This window comes from Paenibacillus sp. JNUCC-31, assembly GCF_014844075.1.
Lineage (GTDB): Bacteria > Bacillota > Bacilli > Paenibacillales > Paenibacillaceae > Paenibacillus.
In genome coordinates this window covers 6,616,669-6,636,008 of the sequence record NZ_CP062165.1, presented here as the reverse complement: position 1 = coordinate 6,636,008, position 19,340 = coordinate 6,616,669, and the positions used below count along the sequence as shown (strand labels likewise).

General features: G+C 47.7%; 9 protein-coding genes. All 9 read right to left on the bottom strand.

Annotated features, from left to right (window positions below; all coding sequences use genetic code 11):
- Nucleotides 1–28 precede the first annotated feature (28 nt).
- A complete protein-coding gene (locus tag JNUCC31_RS29245; RefSeq protein WP_228469299.1) occupies nucleotides 29–3,367 on the bottom strand; it encodes a DUF5107 domain-containing protein in 3,339 nt (1,112 codons plus the stop codon).
- A 178-nt stretch (nucleotides 3,368–3,545) separates the two neighbouring features.
- Entirely contained in the window at nucleotides 3,546–4,256 is a 711-nt protein-coding gene (gene treR, locus JNUCC31_RS29240; RefSeq protein ID WP_192273421.1) for a trehalose operon repressor, read from the bottom strand.
- A gap of 125 nt (nucleotides 4,257–4,381) precedes the next feature.
- Nucleotides 4,382–11,896, bottom strand: coding sequence for a fibronectin type III domain-containing protein (locus tag JNUCC31_RS29235; protein ID WP_192266826.1), 7,515 nt, complete (start codon nucleotides 11,894–11,896; stop codon nucleotides 4,382–4,384).
- A 172-nt stretch (nucleotides 11,897–12,068) separates the two neighbouring features.
- Entirely contained in the window at nucleotides 12,069–12,725 is a 657-nt protein-coding gene (locus tag JNUCC31_RS29230; protein ID WP_192266825.1) for a carboxylesterase family protein, read from the bottom strand.
- A 9-nt stretch (nucleotides 12,726–12,734) separates the two neighbouring features.
- A complete protein-coding gene (locus JNUCC31_RS29225) occupies nucleotides 12,735–13,757 on the bottom strand; it encodes an SDR family oxidoreductase (RefSeq protein ID WP_192266824.1) in 1,023 nt (340 codons plus the stop codon).
- A gap of 96 nt (nucleotides 13,758–13,853) precedes the next feature.
- Nucleotides 13,854–14,279 (bottom strand): cupredoxin domain-containing protein, encoded by a 426-nt coding sequence (locus JNUCC31_RS29220; protein WP_192266823.1) that lies wholly within the window; start codon nucleotides 14,277–14,279, stop codon nucleotides 13,854–13,856.
- A 212-nt stretch (nucleotides 14,280–14,491) separates the two neighbouring features.
- The gene (locus JNUCC31_RS29215; RefSeq protein ID WP_192266822.1) at nucleotides 14,492–15,445 is read right to left on the bottom strand and encodes an EamA family transporter; all 954 of its coding nucleotides are present in this window, start codon (nucleotides 15,443–15,445) and stop codon (nucleotides 14,492–14,494) included.
- 334 nt (nucleotides 15,446–15,779) lie between these two features.
- Nucleotides 15,780–17,993, bottom strand: a complete 2,214-nt coding sequence (locus tag JNUCC31_RS29210) for a DEAD/DEAH box helicase (protein ID WP_192266821.1) — start codon at nucleotides 17,991–17,993, stop codon at nucleotides 15,780–15,782.
- Entirely contained in the window at nucleotides 17,990–19,333 is a 1,344-nt protein-coding gene (locus JNUCC31_RS29205; protein ID WP_192266820.1) for an ATP-binding protein, read from the bottom strand. Before JNUCC31_RS29205 ends, JNUCC31_RS29210 begins: the two co-directional genes overlap by 4 nt.
- Between the last annotated feature and the right edge of the window lie 7 nt (nucleotides 19,334–19,340).

Genomic DNA, 19,340 nt, shown 5'->3' with positions numbered 1-19,340 from the left:
TCCAAGCTCATTGGTTTCAATAAAACATTTATCTGTGCACATATGCTCCTTGGTGATTCGGATTCATCTCCAGCACTCGTCCCAATTCAAGCCACGCTTCGTCTTTACGTCCAAGGCCGAGCAGTCCCAGGGCTCGCATGTATCGACAATGCTCCTCGTTTCGTTGATCTAGATTATCCTCAAAGACCAGAAAGTCAGGCAGGGAGACGGCGAAATAATCCATTCTGATGTGGTCGTGCATATGTCTCTCCGCATAATCAATCAGCTTGTTAAATCGACGCTTTGCTTCCCTTGATTTCCCCATTCGTTCCCAGGCCAGGCCCTGATAGTAGATCCATTCAGGCGGCTGGTCGTTATAGAACATGGCACTTGTTGGTTCGTCCAGCCCGATGGAAGCTCTTAGAAAATTCTCTTTTGCTGCCTCGGTATTGTTCATTAGTTCGTAGGCACAACCAAGATAGAAGTACACCGGATTGTCACCCGCACCTTCCAATTTCCCTTCACCCAAATGGTGCGGATAAATCAACGATTTTTTCAGCAAATCTATGGCTTGTTCGGGTTGTTTTTTCGCCAGATGTTGCTTCGCCAGTTCAGTAAGGGCCATAACATATTGTCCGGTGACCTTGCCTTCCCCGCCTTCCCAGGGATGAAAATGTCTACCTTGAAGTGCATTCCATGCCTCCTGATGTCTTCCTAGCATGTTCAGCAATGTAACCCACTCGATGTACAAATCATCACGGAAATGAACGAGGTCCATGTGTTGTTCCAATAATGCGAGTCGGTTTTCACAGGAGCTGCCCCTCTTCTTGTGCAGTTGATCCAACTCGTAGAAGACCCGAGCGTCCGCAGGATTCAGTTGAAAAGCTTCCTCTAGGGATCTCAGTGCATCATCAGGACGATGAAGCTTGTTATAATACGCGAGTCCCAGATTCCGATGTACTGTGGGATATGTAGGATCAACCTCACGTGAGGTTTCCCAGTGGGTAATGGCATCCGTATAACGTTTTTTATCATATAGCCAATTTCCCACATAATAATGAGCGCGAGCATCGAACGGATCTGCAATGAGCGAATCCAGCAGCACAAGCAGTTCAAACAGACTATTCGGAAAACAATAATTTGGCTTGGCGACTTTCCCTTGATGTTGACATTGCAACGCTTGTTCGGGGCCACCTGCCTTACGGTGCAGATACGCCTGAGCGTAATACACCATCGGGTACACCTGCTCTTCTTCGGATTCATAGTAAGCAAGTACTCCTAGCGCTTCATGCCACAATCCGCTCTCAGCGTAATCTGCAACCACATTCATATAATTATGGACGTCCCCACGCATGAGCTTTTTGAAATGAACAATCGCATGGGCTTTCTTTTCGTGATCTGCCAGTGAAGATGTTCCACTGTATAACAGAACCAACTCATAAGCAGCTCCAAAATCAATCGGGTCCAGCTCCAGAGTCTCGCGAGCGTACTGCATCGCCTGTTGCTCTCGGGCCGTCCTGCGCAGCAAAGCCACCTTCAGATGACGTGCCCTATAGTTTCTGGTATTACGGATCAGCGAACGTTCGATGAGTTCCAGCGCTTCGACGTCGTTATTTTCCGCTGTATCGATCTGTGCAAGCAGTAAATATCCGCTATCCTGATACTGTGCAGACCAGACTGCTTTATAAAGTGCTTTGTACGCTTCTTGATGTCTACCTTGCAGCTTTAAACAAAGACCGAGCTGATAGAAGGCTTCACTGTCATAGGGATTTGCATTTTTCCATGAGAGCGATTGCACAGCTTGGCGAAAATAAACCTCTGCCTGCTGAAACGAGCCTCTTCGCAGCAACAATGTGCCGTATGCAATATTATGACGGATATCACCCGGATCACGCTTCAACCCTTCCAGATAATAAGACTCTGGTTCATAGGTGGCATGACGGTATTGCTCAATATGAAGCCCTGCCAAGTAAAGTTGTTCGTTGGTCCGAATCTCGGTAGGCAGAGGGAGTGGTTTGGCGGCTTCCGGCACTTCGTTCAATTCAGCTGGCTCCGGCTGATAGGAAACGAGCACTCTTCCATCCGCGGCACGAACAGTTACAATCAACTGATGCCATTCCTCCTCACCACTCCATTGCAATGAAGTCTTAAATAATTGGGTTGGTGAAAGGGTACAAGTTTCGCTTAGATACACGGCAGTTGCCCCTTTCAGTTCAACTGCCGCATCGGCAAACACTGAAGTTGCATATACACTTACAACGACTTGGCCTGTTTCCTTATCGCGCTCCAGGTTTACAGCCGCATCAATCGTGGCATTTTTAACCATACCAACCCCTTTGTAGGGCATAAAATACTGCGAAAATGACTTGCTCTCATAAGGTTGCAGCCAAGTAAAATCAGGCTGGTTATCCGTAAATACACCTGTCATCAATTCAATGTACGGTCCATCCTCATCTGTGAGCTGACGATCCCATGCCTGCCCAAATGCACCATTTCCCCATGTCCATTGCTTTTTGCCTGGAGATACATGATGGTTGGCTACATGCAACAATCCTGCCTGAACACCATGATCATAACCGCCCACAAAATTGTAATCCGATTTGTAAGCCATGTACGATGTTGGAACCGGTATATTTTTGTAACGTGAGATATCGACACCTTCAGAATAATCCATCTTGTAATACGTCCCTGTCGCAATGGGGAAGCGGGACACATCCCGTTTCCCGTGATCCAGCACAGCCGTTACATCCGGTGGAAACACCGATTGCGTATGATCATTTACGGCAACAGCCGGATTTGCCCACCACAGAAAGGTTTGAGGTTCATGGGTACGGTTATATACTTCGGCATTAATCGCTAGATATGCTTTCCCAGGATGCAATGTAAAACCGGCTGTCATCTTTGTCCCATACATGCGATCTATTTCACCAATCCATACGGTAGCGCTTCCATCATCATTGCTAGAAAATGTACAATCTACCGGACCGAATGTATTGGGCCGATGGTGCTGGGGCCAATTGAATTCAATGCCTCCCGAGATCCAGGGTCCAGCAAGACCTACAAGAGCAGGTTTGATCACCCGATTGTAATATACAAAATCGTAATCGTTCGTAAGATCAAGCGCACGATAAATGCGACCACCCAGTTCCGGCATCATCTCTATGCGCACATACTCATTTTCAAGAATAATGATTCGGTACGGTTGATCCGTAACTTCATCATCAATACGATCAACGACCGGAAGCGGATACACCCTCCCGGAGCTCCCCTGGTAGATTCGCTTTTCAAGAAACATCGGATTTTGATCCGGTTTGCCTGTACCATAGGTCGGGATATTTCTAATTTCTTCCCATACTCTAACTTTTGGCCCTTCTATAGCGTGATTCAATCCACTCACTCCTTAGACTCGTATATATTGTGATCATACGCTCAGGCATGAAGGAAGAACATTGACATTCAACGGTTCTTGATGGACGATCTTCGGATTTCCCCATAACAAAAAGAGTACTTCATTCACTGACAAACAGTGAAAAAGTACTCTTTTTACTACCAAACCGTAACGTGCATTATCTTCGCCGGGCAAAATCAACAAATCTGAACTTGTCCGGTCGATGCCTCGCCTCCGTGTACTGAAATTGACTGGCATCCTCCAAGTAAACCTGGCTTCTAACGACAACTACATTATGGAATCCATCGAGATCGAGCAGTTCCCGATCCTCAGCGGTAGGTTCCTCCACCAAAATTTCCTTTTTGGCAAAAGAGATGGTCAATCCCAGCTCTTCCTCAATGTACTCGTAAATGGAATTATTGCATATCTCCTTGCTCAAACCGGGAATAAGCTTCTGACTAATATAGTCCTTGTCCAGAATAACATGGACTCCGTCCACTTTGCGTACACGCCGGATCTCCCACACCTGTTCATTCAGACCAAAATTAATCTTTTTGTACAAGGCCTGATCGACCTGTTGTTCCTCAAAAACCTTCACATACGTTTGGGCACGGTGTCCCATTTTTTTGGCAAGTTCCTTGAAACTGACCAGTCCCGAGATTGGAAAGTCAATTTTACGGATATCCAAAACTATGGAGCCTTTACCCTGGATTTTCTGGATATATCCTTCTTCATATAACATTTTAAGTGCTTTGCGGATGGTTTCTCTGGAGGTTTGGTAGCTCTCAGCCAAATCCAGCTCCGAAGGCAACAGCGATCCGGCTTGAATTTCGGCGGTACGGATTCGTGCTGCAATATCTTCATAGATTCGTATAAATTTGTTATTCATCATTCATCACCACTGTCCATTACCCTATTTTTATCCTATTGGCAACCTATTATAACATTAAAAGTCGAACAACCGATAATGTTCTACAGACGATGATGAAATGATGAAGCCATTTTAGGATTAAACTAAATCGTCCTGTCCCATTTTGGTGTGTTAGTCTCTTTACTCGTTTGATTTCCCTCCATCGTTTGGTTTTCTTCTATAATACGAATCAGTTTGTTCAAACGGAAGATCAGGGCCGCCGCCTCGGATCTGCTCAAATGCTGCATGGGACGGAAACTGCCGTCTTCGTATCCGGTTAGCATATACATTCCAGCAAGCTCTTCCACCTCTTCTTTGGCCCAATCGGACACATCCATCTGATCGGTAAACGCACGACGTGATGTCATAGGCTCCGGCTTGATTTTACGAATAACATTCGCAATGATCTTCGACGCCTGTTCCCGGGTCACGAGCGCATAAGGGGCAAATTTGCCATTACCCATACCATGTACCATTCCACGACTTACCGCAGCCCCAATCTCTGGAGCAAACCAATCCTGATCGTTCACATCCTGAAAAGCATGCTGGTAACCAACAGATGTGTCCACACCCATTAATCGGACAATAAGTGCTGTGAACTCTGCTCGTGTAATGGGACGTCGCGGTTCGAAACGGGTCTCACTCACACCCTGAATAATATTCTGTTCTGCCAGCCAGATAATCTGATCTTTATTAAAGGTTTGACCAATATCCAAAAATTTGACCTGTTTCTTGGTTGCTGTATCAGGTTTGCCATCCCAATCAGGTTGGGTCACTTCTGCCTGTTCAGTTTCCGGTTTGGAGGAAGGCGTTGCTGGGCTAGCTCCTCCACTCGCAGGTGGATACGGCATAGTAACAGCCGAAGCCTGTTGACTTTCACTTTTTTCCCCAGCAGAATTTTCAGTCCACAGCATCAGATCATAGCGCTGTCCACCCGTTAATCCAGTCCAGATGTAGCTTCGATTTTTGCCACGATAAATTTCACGTTCATTATGGGAAAGAACAACCGTTTCATTCGAAGATTCCAGCTTCCAGCTCACTACAATACTGCTTGTACCTTGGGCCACCGCTGAAACAATGACTTCATTCGACGGCAGTGTCTCAAACTCAGGTACAAGGATTACCTCTCCGTCTCCCGCCTCATTAAAAGGCACGATGGAAAAGTCAGGATAGCGCTGAGCACTTTTCAATGCCGCAATATGCATGGACGTTTCTGTTATTGTTGCAATCAGCTCGGCTTGCCGGTAGATCCGGTAGCCCGTTGCACCTGGAGCCATATCCCATAGTATATCTGCTCCATGTGCAGCTCGTTCTTCGACCATAGGAGAGGAGGAAATCGTACCGGGCAGCGTAACTGCGTTAAGCTTCAAACCATTCTCGCTCATACCGGAAGCATTCCCTGTTTTAATGGTGTACTCATAATGGACTCCAGGTTCGAGCCCCTGATCCTTATAAAAAGGTTCGTCCACCGATACTCTGCTGATCACCACTCCGTTACGTTCAATGATGAACTGTTCGGCCCCCTTGACTTGGCTCTTTCCAAACTGAAGTTGAATGCTATCTTGTGTGGAATGATATTCCACTTCCTTTGGTGCCTCCGGTTTGGTTAATAACGTATATTCAAGCTTATGAGATATATCTCCCTGCACGTTCTCGGTATACAGTTCAATGGAGTAATTCGTTCCACCCTCCAGCTCATCCGCGATATACTCTTTTTGTTTGCCGCGGTATAGCTCCATGCCCTCCATCATAACTACAAACGTCTCATTGGGATAAGGGAAAGCCCACTCCAGTCTGGCATGATTTGTTTCGGGATACAGCTTCATCTCAACAGAATCAACATGAGGCAATGTGAAAAATGGCGTGACTTTAATAGGGCTTCCCTGACCCGCCGTATTATAAGGAATGATCTGCACCATATCATATGGGGCTGCGCTGGCAAGCCCTGTAAGTCTGATCTCAGTCAGTTCACTCTCTGTAATTGTAGTAAATTCGTCATCCGCTATCCTTACAATGTAACCATCGGCCCCTTGAACCTTCTCCCATGTAATCACTGCCTCCGTCTCTTCAATCCCATCTGGATGCAGCAGTTCAGTCACTGTTGCGGGTAGCGTACGTAATTGAACCTCAAAGCCCGCATCGCTTTCACCGGAGGCATTAGAAGTCTTGACCGTATAGGTGTACTTCTCTCCCGGCGTCAGGTCCTTGTCTTCATAAGAAATCCTGTCAGCCGGAATACGGTCAATTTCATTCCCATCCCGCAAAAGGATCAATTGATCCGCTCCTCGTGTGGCGCTGCCACTCAGATCAAGTGTTGCCGATTTATCCGTTACCGCCTCAATGCTTACAGTTTGTGAGGATATAGGCTTGGTCAGTAAATGAACCTGCACTGGAGTGGAACGGTGACCATCCTCATTCATTACCGTGAGTTCATACTCATACATTGTGCCATCCAGCAGACTCGCGAGATGAGCCGAAGGTTCGGTTACCGTCTGCACATCTCCCGTGGTCTGATTGTGAATTTCATATGCAGTGGCTCCCTGAACTGCTTCCCAGGCCAGATCAAACGCATGTGTTCCCTTAATAACACTAATCCCATCTGCGGGTATTGGCCGTGTTTGGGTCATTACCCCATAGGTTAAGGATTCGCCTGAGCCACTTGCATTGACCGCCCGGATCATATAAGTATATTTCGTGCCCGAAGACAAGTCCTTGTCCACGAAGCGGCCTTCACTAGCATTCAAACGAGCGATCTCACGCCCATTGCGTTCAATGATATATTCGTCTGCCCCTTTTACATCTGTTTTGGTGAAATCCAGACTAAGGCTGTTTTCTGACACATCATATGCCTGAACTTTAACTGGTTTCTTAGGCAAGGTCAGCACGGAGACATTCGTCGCTTCGGATTGGGTCCCTTGTCTATTTACCGCCCGAAGAGTATAGTCGTACCTCGTTCCATCCTGAAGCCCAGTAATCAGCGCCGTCGGTTGCGTACCACGATAGATCTCCTTATTATTCTGGTAAATTAAATACTCCGATGCACCTTCAACAGCGTCCCAAGACAAGGTTGCTTTATGTACTTTAGGTTCAACAACGATTTCTGAAGGCGGCGTTGGTTTGGATAATTGGATCAAACTTGCCGATTGACCTGTTCCCGAGGCATTCACGGCCTGTACCTCCAACACATATTCCAGCCCTGGCAATAAATCTACAGCCGTATAGGCAAGTTGAGAAGTTCGACCAACCTCAGTTCCATTGATTCTCACAATATAGGACTCGGCTGTCTTTACCGATCCCCACTCCATGCCCATGCTTGTTTCATCGATACGCGTTACTGCCATTCCTTCAGGTCTGGTTGGTAAAGTGAGCAGTTCGCTACTTGTGGCCGCACCATACCCGGCAGCATTTCCAGCCTCCACTTGATACGTATAGCGACGACTGCCTGATAATTGATCGACGATAAGCTGTGTATCTGATATTTCATAGCTCTGTCCATCAAGAGTCACCCGATAATGGGTGCCCCCGGGGACTTCATCCCATTTAAGTATAGCTCCTGTCTCGGTCGGTTGAACAAAGTGAAGCCCCGAAGGACTCTCGGGAAGGGTCGTTCCAGCTACCCGATTCGATTGACCTTCTCCACTCCCATTGACCGCCCGCACTTCCAACTGTTGCATTGTACCTGCAGCCAATCCCGTAACGACCCATTCATGGGTTCCGGTGGGCAGCGTCTGCCTCTTCTCTCCATCCACATAGACCTCATATTGCTCAGCACCTCTTACAGGCTCCCAACTTAGACGCAAGCTCGTTGTTGTAGGCTCATCCACGGTCAAGTTTTCAATAACACCGGGCAAGGTCATCCATTTTTGCAAGTCTGCCGGGGGCCCTTCTCCTGTTTCATTCGCAGCGAGCAATTCATAGCTGTACTCTGTACCACTATCCAGACCTGCATCTACGTACGCGGTTTCCAATCCATCGAAGACCCCTGTCCCATTACGCGAAAGACTGTAATATGTGGCTGAAGTTACCGTATCCCATGCCAGAGAGATCTCATGCTCCCGAATCTGCACTGCCGCAAATTGCCCTGGTGCTGCAGGCAAAGTCAAGAATCCCGTCCGGCTTCTCCCTCCCGCACCACTTTCATTCAAAGCAGTAACCGAGATGGTATGAATTGTCCCAGGGACCAGATTGCTAATGTAAGGCATGCGGGAAGAGTCGGATATGGTCTCATCATATACCGTTCTTCCGTCTGTAGTTGAAGCCATGATCCGATATGCCGTAGCGCCTTGAACGGAATCGAAATGTACTTCTGCTAGATCTGGCTGAGATTCCACTTTACGAATTTGCAATGATCCCGGCGCCGCAGGAACCGTTAATGCACGGATCGTTACTGAATCACTTAAACCCGTGTGGTTTCTGGCTCTGACCTCAAATTCATAGACTTGCCCTCCATTCAGAGAACTATCTATTAACGTGTGGTTCGGATAATCCATTGTCCACGACTGTCCTGTTGTTTTGTTCATCACTTCATATTGGTATCCATCGGTGTGCCACTTACCTGTCGGCAGGTCCCATGTAAGTTCTGCTGAAGTTTCATTGATCTGTGTGATGCTCACATTCGCTGGTTGTTCTGGTTTTCGCTGAATCTGATAAGGTGAAGATACGGTTTCATATGTATTGCCTGCCTCATCGGTTGCTTTGGCATGAATATACCAGATGCCTTCCGAATCGATTGGAATTACGGGCTTATTGGACTCGGCTTCAGTCCAGTTCTCTGGTGGAGCAATGCCGCCCGTTATTTGATAGAATCGTTTCAGTTCATGGATGCCTGAGTCAGCATCTTCATATTGAATCATGGCGGATATATCGGTATCGGTCCAACCCTGTCCATTCGGTGTAAATGTAATCGTTGGAGCAATCTGATCGACGTAAGCCGTACGACTGATCTCTGTGCCAACATTACCTACGGCATCCCTCGCTCTGGCCCGAATGACTGTAGCTCCGTTTATGCTCACAGTACCCGAGTTCCCTGTAATATATGGATCTCCGTTTAAACTATACTCATATGATATGGCATGTTCATCTACACTTCCGGCAATCGTAAATTGCACGTCTTCCTTACTCCAGCCGGATTGGCTTAATGTAATGACCGGCTCTGTTGGAGCAGTCTTGTCGATCCGAATGATTGCTTTTGCTACGGTACTTATATTCCCTACCCGATCTAGTGAGCGAGCATATACGGCGGTTTGTCCTTCGTCGGTAACCTTCACTTCGCCCGTGTAATCGATCCAGGGACCTTGCTCATTTAGTCGATATTGGCTTTTGGAAAGTCCACTCCCTGTATCTTCACCGCTGATTATTTCAAAAGACACATCCTGATTCGTCCAGTCATCGTCACTGAGCGTAATCTTTGGCTCCTCGGGTCCTGTCCTGTCTATACGTGCAGTAGCTGAAGTTGACCCACTGACATTCGAGGCTCGATCCACACTCCGCGCCTGAATTTCAGTTACTCCTTCTGCATTCAAGATAAACGGTTCCTGGTAATTGATCCACGTTCCTTCTTCACCAAGCCTGTACTGTGTAAGACCAACGCCGCTGGCTTCGTCTGTACCTGCCGTTAATGTCACTGTGACATTCGAATGGGTCCATGCCGGTGGATTCAATGAGATCATGGGAGGCGTTGGAGCAGTCCGGTCTACCCGTGCCGTAACAGAAGCTTCTTGTCCTGTATTGCCAAATGTATCTATGCTGCGTGCAAAAATGAGTGTGTTTCCTTCAGAAGCAACTGTGACTGGTACGCTGTATTCCTTCCATTCTCCCCCTATCCCCAGTTTGTACTGTGTCTTCTGCACCCCACTCAAGGCATCCGAACCTGCTGTTATGGTAACTGACACCTCTTCCTTGGTCCAAGTAGATGGATTGACGGATATAGAGGGAGCAGTCGGGCCTGTTGTGTCCTTTGTGATCTGACCAGCAGATATGAATGGTGTCTGTATGCCTTCGCCATTTAGTGCTGCTACATACACTTCATACACTCCGTCGGCGAGCCCAGTTATAGCCAATTCGGTACGTGTCGAGGAGGTTGTACCCGATGCGAGTACTTGTCCACCAGATTTTCGTATCTCGGTTTTGTAGTTGGTTCCAGCGGGATTACCATTGTTGTTCCAACTGGCCGTGACGGAGTTACCAGACTGTGTGACTGCTGCATCAGCGGGCGAGTTTGCCAGTGTATATTTGGCCGCAGAACTTGAATATCCCGTGTAGGAACCGACTGCATTTTTGGCCCGGACCGCAAAGGAATACTGCGTATTCGGTGTAAGTCCAGTCAACTGGCGACTGTTTGAGGTACCCGTATCGAAACTTTGATTGGTCGTTACATTTTTCAATTCATACGTCACGGAAGCGTCATTCGCCTTCTTATCCCAGTTCACCGTCATATTATTGCTGTTCACCGCTGCAAACGTCGGCGTTCCTGGAACAACGAAACTTCTCACCGTGAAATGGATAGTTCCGGCTGAAGACACTCCCCCTTTGTCATCCATCACCCATACCTGTAACGTATGTGTACCATCGGCGAGAGTGTCTGGTAACGTATAATTTGTGTTAAATGACTGATTCACACCTGTGGCCGTCATCTGTGTCAGGATGTTTTCCGCCCCACCGTCAATCGACCATTTTACAGTCAACAGATCTCCCACATCCGTGTCCCGGGTTGTACCGGAAATTTGCAGCTGCTCCCCTTTATAATAGGTCTGGCCCGAAGAAGGAGCTGATAGTGTAAATGAGGGCGGTGCATTTTTCGGACCAATGCCAACAATCGTAGAAAATTTCCGGGAAACCTGGTTTGCGGTTGCTTTGCCATTCCACCAAAATTGTGCAGCAGTATCACTCGCCGTTACGGTCTGCCCTGGCACAAAGGAAGATGGGGTAGAACCGCCTGTAAGTTGGGCATTATCCGGGCTGTTATATTGCCCCATGAAAATACGATCTGCGTCCACGACATTATACGTGTTGGCATAAAAAGCAGTTACCTGCACACCGCCGCTATAATTGCGCCAGCCGTTCTCAATCACTTCAAATGGTGAAGCATCATTGCCATTCACCATGGTATCCCAGTAGAACGTGCCTCCCAGATTGAGCGTCGAGCCGCTGCGATTAACAGCCTCCAGCTCCACTTTCATATAACCGCCTTGAGACGTGGCGTTGACGATGGATACTCGCAAAATATACTCGACATTGTCCTTTTGCCGGGACATTTCAATGACGTTGTTGTTGATTCGATAATAATTGAGCGGCAATGACTTAAAGTTAATGGGGGTTCCGTTGTGATCAATAATGGTGGATACATTTCCGGTATCTCCGCCGTAAAATACGTTGGTATTGGGAAGCAATACAATTCTGTATTTGCCATCACTGTTCATCTCCACCTTCACTTTGGAGGATTGAACAGCCTTCATGCTGTAGGTATCGGATACAATACTGATGCTTTCCACAGCTTCAGCCATAACGGCGGTTGCTCCCCATTCAGCGATCAGTGCTTGAGGTGAAAGCAAGGCAAAAGCCAGCACTACTTTGGTCAGTTGCTCGGCTTGTTTTTTCACCAATTTTCGGGATTTCTTCAACGTCTGCTCTCCTTTTCTGCACACCAAAAAAGGAGGCACCCCAACAAAGGAACAAAGTCCTCTGTTGGGGTGCCTCCCCTAACAAGTGTCATTTTTTCTTGATTATAACGATTCAAATAAGGAATGTAAATACCTTATATAAAGTGATACTCTTCATTCTGTAGGTGACCATCTATAAACTATGGCTGAGAAACCACTTGTACAATTCCGGGTTAGCATACGTTTCCGTCCAAGCATCATGATCGCCTTCCGGGTATATGGTCAGCTTCACATCCGCGTTCAACGCTTCCAGCGCATGAACAATCTTCTCGGATTCAGAAACATAAACGACGTCATCCTTCGCCCCGTGAAACGCCCAAATCGGTATATTACGCAGTTCTTCCGCTTTGGAAGGGTCTGCTCCCCCACATACAGGAGCCAATGCTGCAAATGTATTGGGGTAAAACAAAGGCAGATCCCAAGCACCATAACCGCCCATACTCAGACCTGTGATATATACCCGTTTTGGGTCAGCTGCTTCGTTTTCCAACACATGTTCCAGAAGAGCCATGACAGCTTCACGATGCATACCCCAAAATTCGTCCACAGGACATTGCGGGGAAATGACGATAAACGGAAAGCTCTTGTCCTGATCGGCAATAAGCGGAACCCCATTTGCTTTAAGCTTTTCCAGATCATCGCCTCGTTCCCCAGCACCATGAAGAAACAATATGACAGGCCACTTCTGATCCACAGCAAGTGGTTCCTCCGTCTCAGGAATGTGCAGCAAATAATCCAATGTGACAGTTTTGGTAATTTCTTTTACCAGTCGATGCCCGGTTTGGGACATATGCTCGCCTCACTTCTCATCTCTAATCTTTAACAACGCCTCGTCCAATGCTCCGACCACCCTGTCACACCATGTATCGAATTCCGGATCTTCGGTCTGTAATTCAGGATGAGCCAGGATATATTCTATGGTACTCCGGATTCCTTGATCGGCTCTTGTCGTTGCCACAAATTCCGGAACAAGCCTTTTTAATTTACCGTTATCAAATACAACCGTGTTCGCCTTGTCTCCCAGCAAACCGCCTCGAAGATCCTGATCACTGCACGCCGCCAGGAACTCGGAAGATACGTGAACGGCATGAAGTTTGACACCAAGCACACCTGCAATAATCTCATAGATCTGATTCCAGGTGACCGACTCATCCGAGGTAATATGTACCGATTCTCCAATGGCGTGAATGTTGCCCATAAGGCCAATGAATCCTTTGGCAAAATCGCGGTTATGCGTTATGGTCCAGAGCGATGTACCGTCACCATGAATGATTACCGGTTTATTTTCACGTATGCGCTTGATCACCTGCCAGCTGCCTTCTGCTCCGTGCACACCGAGAGGTACAGAACGTTCATTATAGGTATGGCTAGGACGCACGATGGTCACCGGAAATCCTTCTTCACGATACTGCTTCATCAGATAGTCTTCACAGGCAATTTTGTTGCGTGAATATTCCCAATATGGATTGGATAATGGCGTACCTTCCGTGATTCGATAGTCCGAAAGTGGCGTCTGGTAGGCTGATGCCGAACTGATAAATATAAACTGCTTCGTTTTGCCCTTGAACAAACGGTAATCTCTCTCCAACTGCGAAGGTACAAACGCAATAAAGTCTGCGACAACATCGAACTCCAGGTCGGCAATCAGCTCTGCAACCCGTGCCTCATCGTTGATATCGGCTTGAAGTATCTTCACTTCCGAAGGCAAATCATCGTTTCGATTGCCCCGGTTGATCAGATAAAGTTCGCAGCCTTCTTTGGCAAGCTGGTTGGTAATTGCTGTACTGATGGTACCTGTTCCTCCAATAAATAGCGCTTTCATTTTTGACCACCTCCAGATGGAATAAATCACTTTCAATATATCATGCCTAGAAAAGAGGAGCAAAGATTCGATTGCCGAGTCTCTGCCCCTCTCATTTTATATAACCTTCACCGTTCCGTAAATCATGTACATCCCGCAGTGAATTTCATATTCCCCAGGCTGCAGATTTTTGTCTATCGTGTAGTAATTATCTCCCTTTTGCATATACAGGTCCATGCCAAGTTTACTTGATCCAACAGATTTGACGTGTGTGACCTGCCGGGTAAGAATAAAATTTATTTTGGTGGGTACTCCGGATTTGACCTCAATTACGTCTGGTTCAAAACCGTCATTGCTTACGTTAACATCAATAACTTCATATCCTTTCAAGTCCTCCGCCGTCTCGGCTTTGGCCGTTACGGTACTTCCCGAGCCTGGGGACATGTCCTTGCCCATAAAATAAACCATAAAAGATCCCAGCAGCACGACTACAGTAAGACCCAGCGTTAGCCAAGGCCAGGTTTTGTTAATCCAGCTTTTCATCTCAACGCTCCTCTTTCTATGTTTCCATTCTATTGCAACTCTTTTTCAGCATACCCCATTCGGTTAAAAATGAAAATGACTCGTATGGGCCATAACGGCATGAAACATGAAGCAATCAAGTCAAATGTGTTCGTAAAAAAAGAGCCTGATCATTCAGGCTCTTACTCTTTCAGCTGTAGCTATTATCTTTACAACTCAATCTTTTTCCCCACTCAGGAATATAGAGGTGTATTTCGGCTTCTTCTCATCCGCAACTTGTAGATCTCTGGCAGCGCTACACCAATCAGCACCACGATAACCCCGATCCACTGCAATGCACTGACATGCTCGTGAAGCACAATGGACGAGAGCAACACCGCAATCGGAAGTTCAACTGCACCAAGAATTCCGGCCATGTCGCCTCCAATATGAGGGACACCTACAGCGAACAAAACCGGCGGGATAAATGCTCCGAAGAATCCGAGCAGTAATCCGAACACAAGCAGCTGGCTCCAGATTAAGCCGTTAAACAAGAACGTCGGCGGGAACAGGATGCATAGCAGGACCAGACCTCCTGTAACCATCCAAGCACTGCGAAATGCCGGATGTGCGGTTGGAACCGCTTTGCCGCTAAACAGTACAAACAGCGAGTAACTTACAGCAGCCATCAGTCCAAGTGCAATGCCCAGACCATTAAACTCGCCAAGCCCCTGTTCTAGGAAACCTGCTGCCAGCAAAGTACCGCCAAACAGAATAATCAATGTCAGGAAGGTTACTTTGTCAGGACGCTGACGTTTGCTAACGGCCTGAATCAATACACTAATCCACGTAAACTGGAACAAAAGAATAATGGCCAGCGACGCGGGAATGTACCGCAAAGACTGGTAATAGACGAGACCGGTAATCACGGTCGGCGTCCCTGCAGCCATCAACATCAAACGCTGCTTCCATGTTAATTTCTGGAATGCTTTTGCCACAGCTGCTGATGGTTTTCCATCTGCCTGTGAATTCCGTTTCATTCTAAACTTCGTGTATAATGCCAGCATCCAGGACAGGATGAAGCCCGTGATCAGCTGTGTGCCCACAACCTCTCCAAGTTTGTACCCTTCGCCGTAAGCCAGAACCACAATTGTGGATAAGATGCCATAGCTCATCGCTCCTGCGAGAACAGACAGATAATATTTCATTGTAAATAAACCTCCTGATGATCGAAAAATGCGTCCGCATGTTTGATCCATGCCAAGGTCACAGACACCATCCAAATGCAAAAAATCCTAACTACGAGCAAGGAATACAATGATTCCCTGGCATCGTAGTTAGGAAGTATAGGCTTCCCGTAGAGACCCTCGCCCTGTGTACACTTTCGGCCTGCGAGGTTATACGAAATGAAATATGCATTTGTTCATGATTCGTGTGTGACGACTTTTCATATATTACATGGCAGGTGAGGTGGTGTCAACCCTGATTCATCATTTAAATTTTTTCAATTCAAATTCAAGGCATCTGACAAGCGTTATTACGTTATTTCGTCGCTGTAGACTCCCAGGCCAACGTTTGTTGTAATCCTTCTCTAAGACCATGTAGATCCAATCCATCCACTGCAAAAGCTTCACGAATCAGGACCGGGGCTATGAATTCATCATATTTGCCAAGATACGGTGCTTCATCTTCAGCAAGTAACGCAGATGCGTCTTCGACCGTCCGACACTCACTCATGATTTCGGCCAAAAGTGTGCGGCCATCCACTTTGCCAGACACCACAAAATAATAGGGCTCCATGGGCACCACAGAACGCAAGGCCAGCTTGTCAGATAAATTATGCTTCATTAGTCGCTCCAGTGTTCGGAAAGACTTGCTTCCCACCCATGGCAGCACGTATAAGGAATCTCCACCCGCAGGAATGACGACCTGCTTCAGCAGGCCGCTCTCCCGTGCAAGACGTCGAGCACGCTCCAGACGATTCACCGCTTGCGGAGACAGATAAGGATATATCACCGTGTCTGACAGTACTTCACGCATTTTCTGTACAACGGCTGTGTGGATATCACCACCAGCACCGAGCCATAACGTGTCGACTTTGCCTTTGGCAGACTTTACGTACACCGATTTGTGCTTATGGTCCACCTCTTCCACTTTCCACAGTTTTCCGGCAAGGGAGAAACAGTAGCCAGGTGGCGGCACGGTTGTAATCGATCCAATCTCTTCGGAACCGTTCAGCACTTTATGCTCTTCATCATCTTTGAACACTGCGTAAAAGCGATAGTTATTAACGGTTTTCTCACCCGTAAGCCCAATAATTAATGTCCGATCCTCGGTCCATTGCAGATGATCTGTCTCAATCAGATAGTTCAGGAAGACCTCATATTGATCTGATCGAATCTGGGCAAAGGGTGCCAGCGATAGAATGGCTTCCGCCAGTTCCTTCGGTTCAGCTTCCCCCATGCTTTTCAGCATGCTCATGGTTTGATGATAGAGTACACCCATTGGCATTTGGCGGGCTTCCAGCGGCTCAACCCACTTGGTCTTTAGATACAATTCAATAACAGCAATGGCACGCAGTAGTGTCCAGGGCATGCGCGCAGGGAGCTGAGCCTCTTCATCCTCTTCCTCCGGACATACAAATAGCATCTCGGAAGCCATATCCTCACGCCTGCCTGATCGTCCAAGACGCTGCACAAAGCTCGATGCACTATAAGGGGCTCCAAGCTGCACAACCCGCTCCAATTCACCCAGGTCGATACCGAGTTCCAACGTTACGGTAGCCGCAGCTACGGCTGGACCTGATCCCGTCCGCAAAGCGGCTTCCGTCTCTTCTCGCAGCATGGCGGAGATACTGCCATGATGCACATGAAAGACATCTCGCTCCTGTCTGCGTGCAGCGACACGGCGCATCTCCAGGATGGTGACTTCGGCATCCGTCCGGCTGTTTGTAAAAATCAAAGCTTTCTTGCGATAGGTACTCTCATAAATGAAGTCGTAATAAACTTTACGTGCGTTATGCAGATGTTCGGCCTGTTCTTCATCCCGTGCATCCGGAAACGAAAAATGCTCCACCCGCAGACGCAGCTTGCGACCACCAGGGGAAGAAACCACATCCACCCCCTGGTGAGTTCCGGCAGCGAGCCAGGCTGTAGCTGTATCATAATCACTCAGTGTCGCAGATAACCCCACTCTTCGCGGTTTACATCCAGCCATACGCTCCATTCGCGCGAGCTCACTTAACACCTGAATGCCACGATCTGCCCCCATGAATGCATGTACTTCGTCAATAATGACATATCGCAGATCATGAAACAGAGCCGGAATTGCATTGGGGCGATTCATTAACAGACCTTCCAGCGATTCAGGCGTAATCTGAAGCACACCGGATGGATGTCGCATGAGACGGGTTTTCTCTGCCTGGGGCACATCCCCATGCCAGTGCCATACTGGAATGTTCCCCTCTGACAACAAATCCTTTAGTCGCTCGAATTGGTCATTAATCAATGCCTTAAGCGGCCCAATGTACAGAATGCCTACAGATTTGGAGGGTCGTTCGTACAGCTCGGTCAGTGCAGGAAAAAAAGCCGCCTCCGTTTTGCCGGAAGCAGTTCCTGCGGCAATCAGCATATGATGCGGAGTATGAAAGCAAATATTACAGGCCTCAATCTGGGCGGGCCGGAGAGACTCCCACCTTTTTTTATAAATAAATTCCTGGACAAAAGGTGCAAGCCGATAGAAAGGATTCTCACTCATAAGTCGAACTCCGCCAGAAAATCGTCCAGATCATCGGAAGAGGATGAAGAATCAGTTGCTTTTCCTGTTTCCTGCGGTTTCAATGCCCGTTCACCAAGCAATTGGGCATAGGTCACTTCGGGATTCTGGTGGAGCGTATGGAGCACATCCATGAAATCCCGTACCACTTCCCGTGTGGTCAGTAACTCATCCGCACCGAGTCGGTTTACCGCGGTTTGCATAAAATCAACTAAATCTTCATCTGTCAGAGTTGCACTGTATCCAAAATGCATGGCATGAATCTGGCGCAGCTTCTGCAAGAGAATCAGAATCTCTTCATGGGACAACATCGAAAGTTTCAGGATCGGTCCGGTATAATTCGCATATGCTCTTGCTGCATAGCGGCCATCAATGAGTCTGGAGCGGAGTGCTTCGTAACTGAACAACCCTCGTCTCTCATCTTCCACAAATTGCGGTGTGCCACCTACAAAAATGCCAAGGTGTTCTGCTTTTCCCTGCATCGTATCATTGAACATGGTGAGCAGCTTCTCGTAGTTGCTTTGCCGAGAAATGCTGTTTGTAATTTTATATAGATTCACTGCTTCATCGATAAACAGCAGCAGTCCCTTATAACCGATCCGTGCCGTAAATTCGGACCATAATTTGAAGTAGTCATACCAGTTATCATCGTCAATGATGACGCCGACAGCCAGCTCTTTCTTCGCTTCCGTCTTGGTGGCGAATTCACCTCTCAACCATCGCAGCGCTGCCTGTTTGCGGTCATCATCCGCCAATTTATACCCGTTCCAGTACGAAGCCAGCACCTTGGCAAAATCGAAACCATGAACCAGATTCTGCATTTCATTCGTTACGGCATAGATCTGCTTCTCCACTTCAGCGGGAAGTGCAGGATCATCCGGGCTCAAGCCTTGGCTCTGCATCACTTGTTGCTGAAGACTGGCGATCCATTTCTGCAAAATCGGTTCCAGCGCGCCGCCATCCGGACGTGTACGAGTAGACAGACGAATCATCAGCTCACGGTATGTTGCTAGCCCCTGACCCTTGGTTCCCACGAGTCTGCGCTCCGGTGACAAATCGGCATCCGCCACAACGAATTCCCGATCCATCGCATAGTTGCGAATCATCTGTAAAAGAAAGCTTTTGCCGCTGCCATATCTTCCTGTAATCAGCTTAAAGGCCGCTCCCCCTTCTGCAATGTTATCCATGTCCCGCAAGATTGCGTCGACTTCAGCCTTCCGGCCAACAGCGATCTGCTCCAGTCCGATTCGTGGTACAACACCCGCTGTCAACGAATTTACCAGCGCAGTAGTCAGCCGCTTCGGTATTTTGAATTCTGTCACTATCCTA